Here is a 16,151-nt window from a genome sequence, read left to right as displayed (position 1 = left end):
ACCCTATACATGCCCCAATTACTAGATAAATCCATCGAGATCCTCAGCGTCAAGCATCTCCGTGGCCCCAATATGTGGACCTACCATCCGGTTATTGAGGTTTGGCTTGATATTGGCGATCTAGAAGACTACCCCTCTAATTTAATCCCGGGCTTTTATGACCGTTTGGTTGAGGCCTTACCTAGCCTTGTGGAGCATCGTTGCAGCATTGGGGAAACTGGCGGCTTTCTGATGAGGGTTAAAGAAGGTACATGGCCTGCTCACATTCTGGAACATCTCACGCTTGAGCTACAAAATTTAGCCGGCATTCCTGGTGGCTTTGGCAAGGCACGTGATGGTGATCGCCGTGGAGTTTACAAAGTGATGGTGAGTGCCATCAACGAAGAAGTCACACTGACTGCCCTCAAATATGCGCGTGAACTGTACTTAGGTTTAGTACAAGATAACAAAGACTGCGTTGTACAGGTGCAAACCATCATTGAAGATCTGCGTGATCTTGGTGATGATCTTTTGCTTGGCCCAAGCACAGCATGCATTGTGAATGCAGCTGAAGAGCGTGGCATTCCGTCAATCCGCTTATCTGAAGGTAACTTAGTCCAATTAGGCTATGGCGCCAAACAACGCCGTATCTGGACTGCAGAAACAGATCAAACCAGCGCCATTGCTGAAACGATTTCTAGAGATAAAGATTTGACTAAGAGCTTGCTACGGAGTGCTGGCGTACCCACCCCTGAAGGCAGAACCGTTACTAGTGCTGATGATGCTTGGGAAGCCGCCCAAGATATTGGCCTACCGGTAGTTATAAAACCCATCGATGGTAATCACGGTCGTGGCGTTTTTATTAACTTATATACCCAACAAGAAATTGAAGCTGCTTATGCAGTAGCCATTGGTGAAGGCAGCGAAGTACTGGTTGAGCGTCATATTGTTGGTGATGAGCACCGCTTACTGGTAGTTGGTAATAAAGTAGTTGCTGCGGCTAAAGGTGAAACTGTTTGGGTTACTGGCGATGGTAAGCATACGGTTCACGAACTCATTCAGATTCAGATTAATTCTGATCCCCGTCGTGGTACTGCAGAAGAATGTCCGCTGAATCCTGTTCGCATTGACTCAGCTGTTGAATTAGAGCTCGCACGTCAACAACTGACTGGAGATAGTATTCCTACCTCAGATCAAAAAGTACTTATTCAGAGCAATGGCAACGTTGCTTTTGACGTAACCGATTTAGTTCATCCAGATGTTGCCTACCAGGTAGCCTTGGCTGCACGCGTAGTTGGTCTTGAGATTGCTGGCGTTGATTTGGTTGCGCAAGACATTAGTCGCCCACTGGCGGAACAAAATGCTGCCATTGTGGAAGTCAATGCTGGCCCTGGTCTTTTGATGCATTTAAAGCCAGCTAGCGGCAAACCCCAACCCGTTGGTAAGGAGATTGCTAACCACCTCTTTCCCCCTGATACAGATTTTCGTATTCCCGTTGTAGGCATTTGCGGTGAACATGGCAAAACGCCTGTTGCAGAAATGATTGCGCACTTCTTGCGCCTGACCAATGCCTATGTTGGCCTCTCATGCAGTAAAGGCTTGTTCTTTGGTAATCGTGCAATTCCCAATACCAATGCATCTAATTGGGAAAATGCGCGTCGCACTTTATTAAACCGTGCAGTAGAGGCAGTCGTGATTGAAAACAATCACCTCTCAATGCTAATTGAAGGTTTGGCTTACGATCGCTGCCAAGTTGGGGTCGTTCTCAATGTAGATCCCAAAGCGAATTTTCCTCAATACGCAATCTATGATGAAGAACAAGTCTTTAGCGTCGTGCGTACCCAGATTGATGTCGTACTCCCAACTGGCATTGGAGTTCTCAACGCAGATGACCCAATGTGTGTTCAGATGGCAGAGCTCTGTGATGGTCAAATCATCTTCTTCAGTGAGGACCCAAATTCTGAAGTCGTCAAAACCCATCTGCAAAATGGTGGTCGTGTAGTTCTCGTTGGTAAACAACAAATCACTCTCAAGTCTGGCAAACTGGATCAGAAATCGATTCCCGTGCCACGTCACTCTGAACCAGACTCTAGCGCCCCATGGAAAGGTATGAATCTAGGTGCAGCGATTGCTGTAGCTTGGGCTTTAGACATTCCATTTAATGTTATTGAAGCTGGCGCAGAAACATTTGCACCAGACCTTACCACTGCGATAGGGGCTTAATTGGAAATCACCCGTATCCGCATGTTGCGTGGCCCGAATTTATGGAGTCGCCACACTGCTTTAGAAGCGATTGTTTCTTGTGAAGCGTCGGAACGCTCAATCGACTCTATCCCCCAATTTGAAAGCAAGATTCGCGAACGCTTTCCGCAATTAGGTAGCATGCGCCGCGGCGGCCAAAATGAAGTACTTTCTTTAGCCCATGCTTTAGAACATGCCGCACTCGGTTTGCAAGCACAGGCTGGCTGTCCTGTTACCTTTAGTCGCGCAGTGCAAACCATTGATGTTGGTGTTTACCAAGTTGTCGTGGAATATACCGAAGAGGTTGTTGGACGCATGGCCTTTGATTTTGCCTTTGCCCTTATTCAAGCGACATTAAACGATGCGCCTTTTGATCTGGCTGCCGCTCTCTCTGAACTAGAGGCCTTGTATGAGGACGTGCGTCTTGGTCCTAGCACTGGCTCTATTGTTGATGCTGCCGTACAGCGCAATATTCCTTACCGTCGTATGACCGAAGGCAGTATGGTGCAGTTTGGTTGGGGTAGCAAACAAAAGCGCATTCAAGCAGCTGAAACTAGTGACACTAGCGCAATTGCCGAGGCAATTGCCCAAGATAAAGAATTAACCAAGAACCTTCTTGCTGCTGCTGGCGTGTCAGTACCGGTTGGCGAAGTTGTAACTACTGCTGATGATGCTTGGCGTGCTGCACAAAAAATTGGCGGCCCAATTGTTCTCAAACCCAAAGATGGAAATCAAGGTAAAGGGGTTGTTGCCAATATTCAAACTGAAGAAGATATCCGCGCCGGCTTTGAAGTAACTCAAGGCTTTGGTAGAGATACCATTGTTGAGCGCTACCTTCCTGGAGCTGACTATCGCTTACTGGTAGTTGGTAATCGCCTCTCTGCTGCAGCACGTCGTGAACCGGCTCAGATTGTTGGTGATGGCACGCATACGATAGCCGAGCTGATTGACATCGAAAATAAGAATCCCTTGCGTGGCGATGGACATGCCACAGCGCTGACTAAAATACGACTTGATGACATTGCCCTGGCGCACTTAGCCAGCAGCGGGCTCAACCCTCAGTTCACCCCTAAAATCGGTGAACGCATCTTACTTCGCAACAATGCAAACTTGAGCACTGGTGGAACGGCTACTGATGTCACTGATGATGTCCATCCAGATGTAGCCGCTAGCGCAATCGCTGCTGCGCAAATGATTGGCCTTGATATTGCTGGTGTAGACATCTTGTGTGAGGCAATCTACAAGCCCCTAGAGCAGCAAGGCGGCGGAATTGTGGAAGTGAATGCCGCACCTGGCTTACGCATGCACCTCAAGCCATCTTATGGCAAGAGCCGTCCTGTTGGCGAAGACATTATTAATACCTTATTTCCTGCTGGTGAAGATGGTCGTATTCCAGTTGTTGCAGTCACTGGCACTAATGGCAAAACAACTACTGTCCGTTTAATTGCTCATCTATTAAATGAAACTGGTCTGCGTGTTGGCATGACTACGACTGATGGTGTTTATGTCAATCATCGCTTAATTGACTCTGGCGATTGCAGTGGGCCCAAGAGCGCACGTAACGTATTGATGCATCCAGATGTCGATGCGGCCGTATTGGAAACTGCCCGTGGTGGTATGTTGCGTGAAGGACTTGGTTTTGATCGCTGCGAAGTGGCTGTAGTGACCAATATTGGTGAAGGCGATCACCTCGGTTTGAACTACATCACTAGTGTTGAGGATTTAGTCATTCTCAAACGGGTTATCGTACAAAACGTAGTGCCAACTGGCGCTGCTGTCCTGAATGCTGCTGACCCTATGGTAGCAAAGATGGGAGACAAATGCTCCGGTCGCGTCATCTTCTTTGCACAGAACCAGCACCATCCAGTCATTGCTGCACACCGTGCTAAAAACAAGAAAGTGATCTTTTTTGATGGCACTTACATTGTTGCCTCAAAAGGGTCGCGTGTTATGTACCGGTTTCCTGTTAGCGAAATTCCACTCACCCAAAGTGGCGTACTTGGTTTCCAGGTAGAAAATGCCATGGCTGCAATCGGTGCAGCCTGGGCGCTCGGCTTAGATGCAGAGAAAATTGCGCGTGGCCTCAATAGTTTTGAGAGCGATGCCAACTCTGTACCGGGTCGCTTTAATCAGTTCCAGCACAATGGCGCAACTGTGATTGCTGACTATGGGCATAATCCAGATGCAATGCGCGCCCTAGCAAGTGCCATTCAAGCCATGAAGCCTAAAAAGAGCCATGTTGTGATTAGCGGTGCTGGCGATCGGCGTGACGAGGATATTCGTGATCTCACTCGTGTTCTTGGCAACTCATTTGACAATGTCATCTTGTATCAAGATGCTTGCCAACGTGGGCGTGAAGATGGTGAAGTGCTTAAGCTTTTGCAAGAAGGTTTAGTAGGCGCAACCAAAGCTAAGCAAGTGAAGGAAATTCATGGGGAGTTCAAGGCGATTGATACTGCTCTAAACGACATCTCCGCTGGCGATATCTGTCTTATTCTGATCGATCAAGTCGAAGAGTCGCTTGCCTACCTCAAAGAAAAAGTGAAGCCCTAAGAGTGGTATTGCTTTAGTCGTTCAATCTCTTCTTTAGATCCCAGCATGACTGAGACGCGCTCATGCAATTCAGTTGGCTGAAGATCCATAATGGTCTGAGTGCCATTAATCGACGCACCACCGGCCTGCTCGACCAAGAAGCTCATTGGATTTGCCTCATACATCAAGCGCAACTTCCCCGCCTTCTTTGGGTCACGCTTATCCCAGGGATACATAAATACTCCGCCACGGGATAACACTCTATGAACATCGGCCACCATTGATGCAATCCAGCGCATATTAAAGTCTTTGTCACGAGTACCAGTAGTACCAGCTAAGCACTCTTCCACGTAACGGCGCACCGGGTCAGCCCAATGACGCATATTGGACATATTGATCGCAAACTCTTTAGTGGCAGGCGAGATAGTCACAGCATCTTTGATTAATAAGAACTCACTAGTCTCTTTATTTAGAGTGAACATCACTACGCCATCACCCAAAGTAAGCGCCATGGTTGTTTGGGGACCATACACCACATAGCCAGCCGCTACTTGGTGACGACCTGATAATAGAAAATCTGATGTTTGCAGTGGTGCGCTAGGATCTTGCTTCTTGAGTATTGAAAAAATAGTACCGATAGATACATTCACATCGATGTTAGATGAGCCATCCAGTGGATCAAACAAGAGAAGGTAGTCGCCAGTGCCTTGCACTGCTACAGGCAATTCCATTTCTTCTGAAGCAAGGCCTGCGAGAGATTTACATTCTTTCACGCCATCCATCAATTGATCATTCGCAATGATGTCAAGCTTCTGCTGAACTTCGCCCTGCACATTACCGCTGCCAGCAGAACCTAACAAACCAATCAAAGCTCCCTGCGCTACTTCATGGCTTAAGGTGGAGCATGTATTAACAACCGCGAGCAATAAATCTTGCAGACCCGCAGGTATCGCAGCACCCTTCGGTTTAGCGCTAATTAAATACTGCTTGAAATTGGTATTGATGCTTGAGGACAAAAGTGTTTCTCCGGTTGTGACCAATGAAGTTCTTTAAGACTCTATTTTGCCTTGTTATCAAAAAGACTAGTTACCCAGTGCCTTACCTATTACTTCCCGAGCATCTGGGGAGAGGGTTTGGCAGGCTGCCACGCGCTCCAAAGCCGATTTCATCTTGCCTTGATAGGGCTGGGCAAATAGGCACCAGCGATCTAGCGCCCTGGCTAAACGTGCTGCCACCTGGGGGTTGATCGGGTCTAGAGCCAGAACACTATCGGCCCAAAATTCATAGCCACTGCCATCCGCCTGATGAAAACTTGCTGGATTGTTGGAGCAGAAAGCATGAATGACGCTTCTTACTCTATTAGGGTTATTCATTTTAAATGCTGGATGCTCACGTAGTTTCTTCACTTCGCTCAAAGTTGAATCACGGCCATCTACTGGTGGGCGACTCGATTGCAATCCAAACCATTTATCAATCACTAGCGCATCGCTTGTAAAGCGTTCATAGAAATCAATTAAACAATCTGTTGCTTCCTTGGCGCCATGAATCACCAATCCAGCTAATGCAGCATAACGATCCGTCATATTATCGGCAATCCGGTATTGATTGACTGCCATCGGCGCCCAAACAGCAGTATTGGCTTCAAGCAACATACTTAGTGAAAGGTTTTTGAGAGCGCGTTTGCCTGCAGCTACGGCATCTGACTTAAACGTTCCAGGTGTTTGCATTTGTTGGTACAAAGCAGCCCACTCTAATGGCAACTGCTTAGCAATTTCTCTGCGGAATGCCCGGCGTGCGGTAAAGATTTTCTGTGGGTCTACGCTAGTACATTGCTCATACAGATATGACTCCGCAGGTAGTGTTAGGGCTAGCTCTTTGAAAGCTGGATCTAGCTTAGGGTCCATTAAAAGATTCCGATAGGCATCAATAAGTTTGGCATCAGGCAAACGATGATTCAAAATCATTTGCATCGTCAACTTCTGACCAGCTTCCCAGCGATTAAAGGGATCATCGTCACTTGAGAACAGGGTCAGGAGATCTGCTTCGCTTTGCTCGAAGTCTAAATTAATCGGAGCTGAGAAATCCCGGTTGATCGAAAGTACCGGACGCTCATCAATATTGTCAAAAGTCCAGGTTTGACTTGCTTGCATTAACTCCAATAATTGTTCTGCTTGATCATTGCCCTTAGTAATCAAGCGCATCTTTAGTGGAATATGAAAGGGTTTCTTCTCAAGCTGACCTGGGCTTGGCGCGCAGCTTTGTGTCAGCGTGATCTGATATTGTTTTTTTGCTGCATCGTAATGCTCTTGCACTTTTGCCCTAGGGGTTCCGGCTTGGCTGTACCAATTTCTGAACTGGGTAAGATCTCTACCGTTGGCATCGGCCATTGCCATTAAGAAATCATCACAAGTCACTGCTTGGCCATCATGACGCTTGAAATACAAATCCATGCCCTTGCGGAAGCCCTCTTTACCTAGCAGGGTTTGATACATCCGAACTACCTCAGAGCCCTTCTCATACACAGTCACCGTGTAGAAGTTGCTAATCTCTTGATACTCGTCAGGACGAATGGGGTGGGCCATCGGACCTGCATCTTCGGGGAACTGTAGTTGGCGAAGTAAACGGACATCCTCAATTCGCTTCACTGCTCTACCAGATTCACTACCCATTTGATCGGCCGAAAACTCTTGGTCTCTAAATACAGTCAAACCCTCTTTCAGGGATAACTGGAACCAATCTTGGCAAGTTACTCGGTTGCCGGTCCAGTTGTGAAAATACTCATGTGCAACTACGCTCTCAATATTGGCAAAGTCGGCATCGGTGGCAGTTTCTGGCTGGGCCAAGACAAACTTGGTATTGAAAATATTCAAACCTTTGTTCTCCATAGCACCCATATTGAAATCACCTACTGCCACAATCATGAAGCGCTCTAAATCTAGCTCCAGACCAAAACGTTTTTCATCCCAATGAATCGAAGCAATTAAGGAATCCATGGCATGACGGGTTTTCTTCAGATCATGAGGCTCTACCCAGATCTGCAATAACTTCTTAGCACCACTACTAGTAGTGATCGTTTCCTCTATACATTCCAACTTGCCAGCTACCAAGGCAAATAAATAGGATGGCTTTGGAAACGGATCTTCCCAAATAGCACTGTGCCAGCCGTTTGGTAGTTTTTCAGTATTTAATAAGTTGCCATTAGATAAAAGGACTGGATATTCTGCTTCACGTGCTCGTAAGGTCACGCGGTAACGTGCCATCACATCAGGGCGATCCAAGAAATAGGTGATTTTTCTGAAGCCCTCAGACTCACATTGAGTAAAGAAGTTTCCATTAGAGACATACAAACCCATCAGGGAAGTATTTTTTGCTGGCATGCAAATGCAAATAATTTCAACGATGAATTTTTCTTTACCCTCGTTTGGTAAAGAATGAATTGTCAGAAAGTCGGGAGTGAGTTCAAAGTGACGATGGGCCTCACCATTAATCCGTAAACTCACAAACTCTAATTCTTGACCCACTAAAACTAATGGTGCCCCGGCCTCAAAGCTCTTGCCTGGCAAAACCTCAATCCGACTTTTCACAATTGTCCGTGCGGGATCTAAAGCAATATCAAGCTCTACTTGATCAAAGGTATAAATAGGGGGGCGATATTCGAGCCGACGAAAGCTCTGCGGCAGATCAGTTTTCATAGCTTTATTTTAAGCCTTGGCCAAAACTAGCTCCAGATCAGGGTAGCGATCCCAATCGCGATGAAGGTGACCGCAGCCACAGCATGCACCCACTTAATCGGCATACGCTTTGTGAATTTTTGACCAACCCAGACTGCGGGGGCGTTAGCCAACATCATCCCCAATGTGGTGCCAAGCGTTACAGAGAATACATCTTCATAACGTGCACCTAAGGCAATCGTCGCAATTTGGGTCTTATCGCCCATCTCCGCCAAAAAGAATAGTCCTACCGTCAGCAGAAATACTTGCCATGCTCGATCAGCAACCTTTGATCCGGCCGCATCATCAATATGATCGGGGACTAAAAGCCATAGCCCGATTCCTAAGAAGCTCAAACCCAAAATCCAGCGCATGACATCTGGAGAAACTAGGCTTGTTAACCAATGACCCAGCAAGGCAGCACAAGCATGGTTAGCAATGGTGGCGATGAATATTCCAGCAATAATGGCCAAAGCTTGTTTAGGGTAGCGAGCAGCTAACATCAAAGAAAGTAGTTGGGTTTTATCACCCATCTCTGCTAATGCAACAACCCCTGCAGAGAGAGTTAGAGCAGAAAGGTCCATGAAAGTTTTAGCCTAGTAAGGTGCCGATTAAATAGTGCGATGAGGAACTTTAGATCCCCCAAGGCACTATTCTCACACAACGCTCACAAAGAGCTAGATCTTCAGAAGCTCCTCTGCACAGGAAAAATCTAGTCCCTGAGCTTGAGCAACTGGTTTAGATGTCAATAACCCTTTATGCACACTCAAACCATTGCGTAAGTGATGATCAATCGATAAAGCATCTATCAGCCCTCGATTAGCTAGGGCCTCCACAAATGGATAAGTCGCATTCGTTAAGGCAAAGGTAGATGTTCTAGCAACAGCACCAGGCATATTGGCAACACAGTAATGCAGTACATCATCTACCAAGAATGTAGGGTCAGTGTGCGTAGTAGGTCTGGAAGTTTCAAAGCATCCGCCTTGGTCAATGGCTACATCGACCACTACCGAACCCGACTTCATCTTTTTGACCATCTCATGTGTAACTAACTTTGGTGCAGTACCACCAGGTAAAAGAACTGCTCCAATGACAACATCTGCTTCACAGATCTGCTGCTCAATCAATAGATTGTCAGAATAAAAAGTACGCACTCGGTTGCCGTACAACATGTCGATCTGACGTAAGCGATCAATATCACGATCAAAGATGCAGACATCAGCACCTATCCCTACTGCCATTTGTAGGGCATTGCGGCCCACCACCCCACCACCCAGAATGACAATCTTAGCGGGTGAAACACCTGGGACCCCTGCCATCAGAACGCCTAAACCACCATGCGTCTTTTCTAAATGAGATGCAGCTGCCTGAATTGACATCCGACCAGCCACCTCACTCATCGGAGCTAACAGCGGTAATGCCCCGCTCATGGCTGTTACCGTCTCATAGGCAATGCAAGTAGCACCAGAATCAATTAATGCTTTAGTCTGTTTTGGATCAGGGGCTAAATGTAGATAAGTAAACAAGATCTGATCTTCACGGAGCATTGCGCATTCTTGTGCTTGCGGCTCTTTCACTTTCACAATCATCTCAGCCTTATGAAAAACTTCTGCAGCGCTATCAACGAGTGAGGCGCCCGCGATTCGATAAGACTCATCCGTCAGGCCAATTTGCTCTCCTGCTCCTCGTTGAATCAGAACCGTATGGCCTTGCCTGCAAAGGCCCCTAACGTTGCCAGGGGTTAATCCCACCCGGAACTCATTATTTTTTACTTCTTGAGGTACGCCAATAATCATCGTCATCTCCTATTATTTAAATTCACGATTATTTTTTGTTTTATGGTGCAAACCAACGATATAAAACATCACTAGAAACACCGCCAATAAACACGGCCCCAATATCAAAGCGATCCGTGCATCCTCATGAAAACCCATCAGTACAACTACTAAAAAGATGAATGCCAAAGCAAACCACGAGGAATACGGATACCAAGGCGTGCGATAGGCAAGCTCGGCTACTTGGACTTGAGTTAATGAGCGGCGGAATTTGATTTGCGTAAACAAAATTGCAATCCAAACCATTAGCCCAATAAAGGTGACTGCAGCCATGATGTAATGGAACGCTTTATCTGGCACAAAATAGTTCAAGACAACGCCTGTCATAGAGACCGCAACAGTAGCGATGACCGCACGATGAGGAACACCGTACTTGGATAGTGTTGAAAATGATGCTGGTGCATAGCCATTATTTGAGAGGGAATACAAGAGTCGGCCCCCACTAAAGATCCCCGCGTTACAAGATGAGAGCGCTGCGGTAATCACGACAAAGTTAATTAAGCCAGCCGCTTCACGCAAACCGATACGCTCAAACATGACCACAAAAGGACTGCCCTGCTGACCTACTTCATTCCAAGGGAAGATCGCCAAAATAACCAAGATCGCACCCATATAGAAAATCAAGATGCGCCATGCCAATGAATCAATCGCCATTGGGATTGTTTTCTTTGGATTCTCAGCCTCGCCAGCAGACAAACCAATCATCTCAATGCCAACATAAGCAAATAAGACCATCTGCAGTGAGAGCAGCATGCCACTAATTCCGTTTGGGAAGAAGCCGCCGTGCTGCCACAGATTACTTAAGCCAATGGGTTGCCAATCATTGGTAAAGCCAAATAGGATTACTGATCCACCAAGCGCAATCATCGCAATAATCGCCACCACTTTGATCAGCGCAAACCAAAATTCAAACTCGCCAAAGACTTTGACGGCAATCAGATTAATTAAACCCATCATCACTATGGAAGATAGTGCCCAGATCCACTGCGGCATTTCTGGAAACCAAATTCCCATATAAATTCCCACAGCAGTCACTTCGGCAATACCCACTACAACCCAATAGGTCCAATAACCCCAGCCGACCATATAGCCTGCCAATGGACTTACATAACTATTCGCATAGGCCGCAAATGAGCCCGCTACAGGTTCGTGCACCGCCATTTCACCCAGAGCACGCAGCACAATGAAGGCAACGATCCCTGCTAACAAATAACCCAAGAGAATGGATGGTCCGGCAAGTTTGATCGCGCTTGCTGATCCTAGAAATAACCCAACCCCAATCGTTGAGCCCAAAGCCATCAAGCGAATGTGTCTTACTTTGAGATGGCGTTTTAAGCCAGTGTGTTCAGTCTGCAAAAGAGACCTCCTTTCGGTTTGTCGTTGGCCCATTTACCAACGAGGCAAAGTCTAGGGAGTGCTGAGCAGATCTACTAGGGGATAAAAATACCTAAAGTGATTAAAGGTATAAAAAGTAGATCACCTATAAATAAAATGTCTTTTAAATCAAGACTGCTGTGATCTCAAAAATATTTCTGACTGCACAAGAATCAGAAACTTCCTACAGGGAATCCCCTTAAGGATTTATTGCCAATACAGCAAAAATTAGGCTTGCACCGCAATCAGATTGAGAATCTCAGCGGCGGCGGCAAGACCACAGGCCGCAGTTACCATGACTGTGGAGCCGTAACCAGTACAAGCCAGACCACCACTGGCTGTGCCAGCACGTGGTTCGTGAGAATAAATAGCGCGAACCCCAATTTTTTTCTTGAGATTTCTGGAAAAGCCGTGATCTTGTCTCAGTCCTTGGCGTACCTTTGCTAATAAGGCATCTTGCTCGGTACGAGAGAGATCATCACAACGTACAGAAGTAGGGTCCGTTTTACCACCTGCTGCGCCACACATGACTAGTGCACGATTATTTGTAGTTGCCCATACTGATAAAGCAATTTTGGTTTGCACTGAATCTGTAGCATCTAATACCAAAGCTTCTGTTGGTATTAGCACATCTAAATTGTCTGGCGTTAGAAATTCATCGCAGGGTGTTAATGTAATCTCAGGATTAATTTGCAAAATCCGCTGTGTCATAGCCTCCACTTTAGCTTTACCGTACTGCCCTTCTAAAGCATGGATCTGGCGATTGGTGTTGCTCTCTGTAATGTGATCAAAGTCGACTAAGACGAGATGTCCAATACCGGTGCGGGCTAATGCCTCAGCCGCCCAAGAGCCGACCCCACCCAAGCCCGCAACCACGACTGTGGCATTGTGAAAGCGCTCACGCAGCTCTGGTCCATAGAGTCTTGCGACCCCGCCAAAACGACGATCTTCGATGCTTTCTGCTACCTTGTCTTCTGCCATAGCTTCTCTTTATACTGAATAAATGGACTCCATTGCTCAACTTCGCAAAAACTATACCTTTGGTCAGCTTTCTGAAACTGATGTTCCGGGCAATCCATTGCCTCTTTTTAAGCTCTGGTTTGACCAGGCGGTAAGAGCCGAGTGTCCCGAACCCAATTCCATGACTTTAGCCACTGCCGATAAAGACGGAAATCCATCAGCTCGTATTGTCTTACTAAAAGGCGCCGATCAAGACGGCTTTACCTTTTTCACTAACTACGAAAGCCAAAAAGGTAAAGATTTAGCAGTCCGTCCGCAAGCAGCCCTCCTTTTTCATTGGCATGAGCTAGAGCGCCAAGTTCGCATTCAGGGGCTTGTCGAACGAGTGAGTGTCGCTGAAAGTGATGAATACTTCCACTCTCGCCCTTCTGCATCACGAATTGGTGCTTGGGCTTCACCACAAAGTTCAGCTATTCCGAATCGTGAATTTTTAGAAGAAGCTGAGAAACGCTTCAAAGCAGAATTCGGAGATGCGCCGCCTCGTCCTGAGCATTGGGGCGGTTACCGCCTACGCCCTACTGAAATGGAATTCTGGCAAGGTCGACCCTCCAGACTGCATGATCGTATCCATTACAAGTTAGATGAATCCACTTGGCGTGTAAACCGCCTTGCTCCCTAGGAGTAGTGCGGTGATATGAGCGCTTTAAATTTCGCTCTGAACTTTGATAATTTAGGTGCAACCACTGCCCTGCAATAACCTTGATTGGGATTTTGCACAAAGTAATTCTGGTGATAGTCCTCAGCCGGGAAAATCGTTGGTGCTGCATCAATTTGCGTCACTACTGGGCTGGAATAAATTCTCGACTCTTCCAACTCTTTAACAACCTCATGGGCAATCTTATTTTGTTCATCGCTATGCGTAAAAATGACTGATCGATATTGTGTGCCGTGATCATTTCCTTGATAGTTCAATGTGGTGGGATCATGAATCACAAAGAAAATTTCTAATAAATCTCTAAATGAAATTACTTGTGGATCAAACATGATGTCCACAATTTCAGCATGCCCAGTAACCCCAGTGCAAACTGCTTCATAAGTAGGGTTAGGCTGGGGGCCACCGGCATAGCCAGAAACAACCGATTTAACCCCGGTAATTTGCTGGTATACCGCTTCAAGACACCAAAAACATCCACCACCCAAGGTGGCCTGCTCTAGTAGGGGCTGATTTTTATCAAGAGTTTCGTTCATGGCTTTATCCTAATGCCTTATTCCTATCTTTGCCAACTATTAAAAACTATGAATCGCTTCACGATCCAGCTTGATGAAATCAAGGCGGCCTATGCGGCTGAACCCAACCCTACTCTTGAAGTGAGATTGGAGCGCATTGGTCGAATCAAAAAGATGATTAAGGCTAATGAAGAAAAAATCTGTAAAGTGTTGGCAGCCGATTTTGGAATACGCCATCCGATTGAAACCCACCTTGCAGAATTTCAAATGGTGTATCAGGCCTGTCAGTACACTGCCAAATATCTTAAGGAGTGGATGAAGCCTGTACAGATGGAAACCCCCTCATACATGGGATCTTCAGAAGCGTGGGTTGAAAGTCAATCGATTGGGGTTATTGGAATTATGAGCCCCTGGAATTACCCAATTCAATTAGCACTCGTTCCTGCAATTGCTGCCCTAGCTGCCGGTAATCGTGTTTGGCTAAAGCCTTCTGAGCGGTGCTCTCGTACCTCTGGATTCTTAGCAGGCTTGATTCAAGAATATTTTCACCCCAGCGAATTTTGTGTCACCGCTGGTAGCATTGAAGTTGCAGAACAGTTTGCTGCATTGCCATTTAATCATCTCCTGTTTACTGGATCAGAAGCTGTTGGCAAAAAAGTGATGCGTGCTGCTGCTGAAAACCTGACTCCTGTGACGCTAGAGCTTGGCGGTAAAACACCAGCCATCATCGATTCCACAGCCAAACTTCAGGAAGCGGCAGCTGCCATTATTTATGGCAAATTACTCAATGGTGGTCAAACCTGCATTGCTCCAGATTATGTTTTGATTACATCAGGCAATCAAGACGCTTTTGTTAGAGAACTTCAAACTGCTGCTCAATCCCAATTTAGCAATCCTGAAGAGCTGACTGGCCCGATTGATGATGATCAGCTGCAATATTGGCAGCACCTGGTAAGCGATGCGGTAGACCGTGGCGCAAAAGTCATTCCTTTGCTAAATAATCCATCTGCTGGCGCAAGAAGGTTTGAACCTGTTGCATTAATTGATGTGTCACCTCAGGCTCGTGTGCTGCATGAAGAAATCTTTGGGCCGATTCTTCCAATAGTGACGATTGCAGATACCGCTGCAGCCATTACTTATGTCAATAACAGACCTAATCCATTAGCGCTTTACTGGTTTGGTAAAGATAAAAAGAATCTGCGGCGTGTTTTAGAAGAGACCCGCTCTGGTGGTGTCACTATCAATGACACCTTATTACATGCTGCAGTCCAAGCACTCCCATTCGGTGGAATTGGTGCCAGTGGTATTGGCGCTTATCACGGTAAGGCAGGCTTTGATACCTTTAGTCACCACAAGCCAATTCTGGAAGTGCGTGGCTTGCTGGGTAGCAATCTTTTGAAGGGTACTAAGCCGGCACGTCCACCCTATGAGAAGAACACAGAACGCCTATTAAAGCGGCTCAAGTAATCAGGCGATTAGTAAGCGCAGAGCAAATCCGATAAATAAGAGCCCTGCTAGCATCCATAGGCTAGCAGCCCAACGCGGATGATTCTCAAAAAACTTTGAGAACAATTGGCCTACGCAAATTAAGGCCGCCAAATAGGTCATGCTCATCAACTGTAAAACCGTGGCAAGGTATAAAAAAGTATATGTAGGATTTACAGAATCAGGACGAATAAATTGTGAAAAGAAGGCGATAAAGAAAAAGATTGCCTTGGGGTTTGTGAGCGATAGAACAAGGGCTGCAAGCAATGGATGTAATCGCATGAGGCGCGCTTGGATTTCATAAGATTCTGAGGGCGGCTCGGATACCCAGCGCTGTTGGCCACTCCGCAGCAAGCCAACTCCCATCAATGCTAAATAGGCGGCGCCCAGAGTTCTGATAATCATAAAAAGTACCGGTGATGACGTTAGCAATGAGGCCGCGCCCAAGGCAACGGCGATCATCAAAACTAAATCGCCAATAAAGATACCTAGCGCACTCCAAGCGCCTAACTTCCAACCTCTTTGAGTCGTAGTTGTTAAGACATAAAGCGAGTTGGGCCCTGGCAATAAGATGATGAATAGAGTGCCGAGCAGATAGCTTGTGAAATCAATAATTCCAGCATTTGAGGGCTTGAGTAGGTCTAATGAGAAAAATTCCATCTCTGCATCATAATTAATTCGGGAAAACCCTTGTAATACCCCCCTCAAACTGTCATAATAAGAGGCTTTTTTAAGCAATTTGATTCATCGCCCCCCAGCTATATTTCAGCGACTAGTTTAGAAGTCATAAACCAAACAACGCTGCCGC

At 46.5% G+C, this 16,151-nt stretch carries 12 protein-coding genes; 4 read left to right on the top strand and 8 right to left on the bottom strand.

Going from position 1 to position 16,151, the window contains the following annotated elements; translation table 11 throughout:
* Positions 1-9 precede the first annotated feature (9 nt).
* Both ICN29_RS09855 and cphA read left to right on the top strand, forming a co-directional pair.
* Positions 10-2,202, top strand: coding sequence for a cyanophycin synthetase (locus ICN29_RS09855; RefSeq protein WP_216132733.1), 2,193 nt, complete (start codon positions 10-12; stop codon positions 2,200-2,202).
* On the top strand, positions 2,203-4,773 hold the full coding sequence (gene cphA, locus ICN29_RS09850; RefSeq protein ID WP_216132731.1) for a cyanophycin synthetase: 2,571 nt from the start codon (positions 2,203-2,205) through the stop codon (positions 4,771-4,773). It abuts the gene before it with no gap.
* On the opposite strand, the gene ICN29_RS09845 is transcribed toward cphA, so the two are convergent.
* The 6 genes from ICN29_RS09845 to ICN29_RS09820 all read right to left on the bottom strand — a co-directional run bounded on the left by ICN29_RS09845 (position 4,770) and on the right by ICN29_RS09820 (position 12,652).
* On the bottom strand, positions 4,770-5,768 hold the full coding sequence (locus ICN29_RS09845) for a class 1 fructose-bisphosphatase (protein ID WP_216132980.1): 999 nt from the start codon (positions 5,766-5,768) through the stop codon (positions 4,770-4,772). The two genes, cphA and ICN29_RS09845, sit on opposite strands and share 4 nt — an antisense overlap.
* Positions 5,769-5,834: 66 nt before the next feature.
* Positions 5,835-8,444, bottom strand: coding sequence for an aminopeptidase N (gene pepN, locus ICN29_RS09840; RefSeq protein ID WP_216132729.1), 2,610 nt, complete (start codon positions 8,442-8,444; stop codon positions 5,835-5,837).
* 26 nt (positions 8,445-8,470) lie between these two features.
* The gene (locus tag ICN29_RS09835) at positions 8,471-9,046 is read right to left on the bottom strand and encodes a TMEM165/GDT1 family protein (RefSeq protein ID WP_216132727.1); all 576 of its coding nucleotides are present in this window, start codon (positions 9,044-9,046) and stop codon (positions 8,471-8,473) included.
* 93 nt (positions 9,047-9,139) lie between these two features.
* A complete protein-coding gene (ald, locus tag ICN29_RS09830) occupies positions 9,140-10,258 on the bottom strand; it encodes an alanine dehydrogenase (RefSeq protein ID WP_216132979.1) in 1,119 nt (372 codons plus the stop codon).
* A gap of 12 nt (positions 10,259-10,270) precedes the next feature.
* Positions 10,271-11,653, bottom strand: coding sequence for an amino acid permease (locus tag ICN29_RS09825; protein ID WP_216132725.1), 1,383 nt, complete (start codon positions 11,651-11,653; stop codon positions 10,271-10,273).
* A 246-nt stretch (positions 11,654-11,899) separates the two neighbouring features.
* Entirely contained in the window at positions 11,900-12,652 is a 753-nt protein-coding gene (locus ICN29_RS09820) for a tRNA threonylcarbamoyladenosine dehydratase (RefSeq protein ID WP_216132723.1), read from the bottom strand.
* 22 nt (positions 12,653-12,674) lie between these two features.
* Here ICN29_RS09820 and pdxH point away from each other — a divergent pair, with 22 nt between their 5' ends.
* A complete protein-coding gene (gene pdxH, locus ICN29_RS09815; protein WP_216132721.1) occupies positions 12,675-13,310 on the top strand; it encodes a pyridoxamine 5'-phosphate oxidase in 636 nt (211 codons plus the stop codon).
* On the opposite strand, the gene msrA is transcribed toward pdxH, so the two are convergent.
* Complete coding sequence (msrA, locus tag ICN29_RS09810; protein WP_216132719.1) at positions 13,307-13,879, bottom strand: peptide-methionine (S)-S-oxide reductase MsrA; 573 nt, start codon at positions 13,877-13,879, stop codon at positions 13,307-13,309. The genes pdxH and msrA overlap by 4 nt on opposite strands.
* A 48-nt stretch (positions 13,880-13,927) precedes the next feature.
* Here msrA and ICN29_RS09805 point away from each other — a divergent pair, with 48 nt between their 5' ends.
* Complete coding sequence (locus ICN29_RS09805; RefSeq protein ID WP_216132717.1) at positions 13,928-15,325, top strand: aldehyde dehydrogenase family protein; 1,398 nt, start codon at positions 13,928-13,930, stop codon at positions 15,323-15,325.
* Here the strand turns inward: ICN29_RS09805 and leuE are convergent, their stop codons facing one another.
* Positions 15,326-16,003, bottom strand: a complete 678-nt coding sequence (gene leuE, locus ICN29_RS09800; protein WP_216132716.1) for a leucine efflux protein LeuE — start codon at positions 16,001-16,003, stop codon at positions 15,326-15,328. It abuts the gene before it with no gap.
* Positions 16,004-16,151 lie beyond the last annotated feature (148 nt).

This window comes from Polynucleobacter nymphae (genome assembly GCF_018882155.1).
In the GTDB taxonomy this organism is placed as follows: domain Bacteria; phylum Pseudomonadota; class Gammaproteobacteria; order Burkholderiales; family Burkholderiaceae; genus Polynucleobacter; species Polynucleobacter nymphae.
This window is presented reverse-complemented; position numbering and strand designations above follow the sequence as displayed.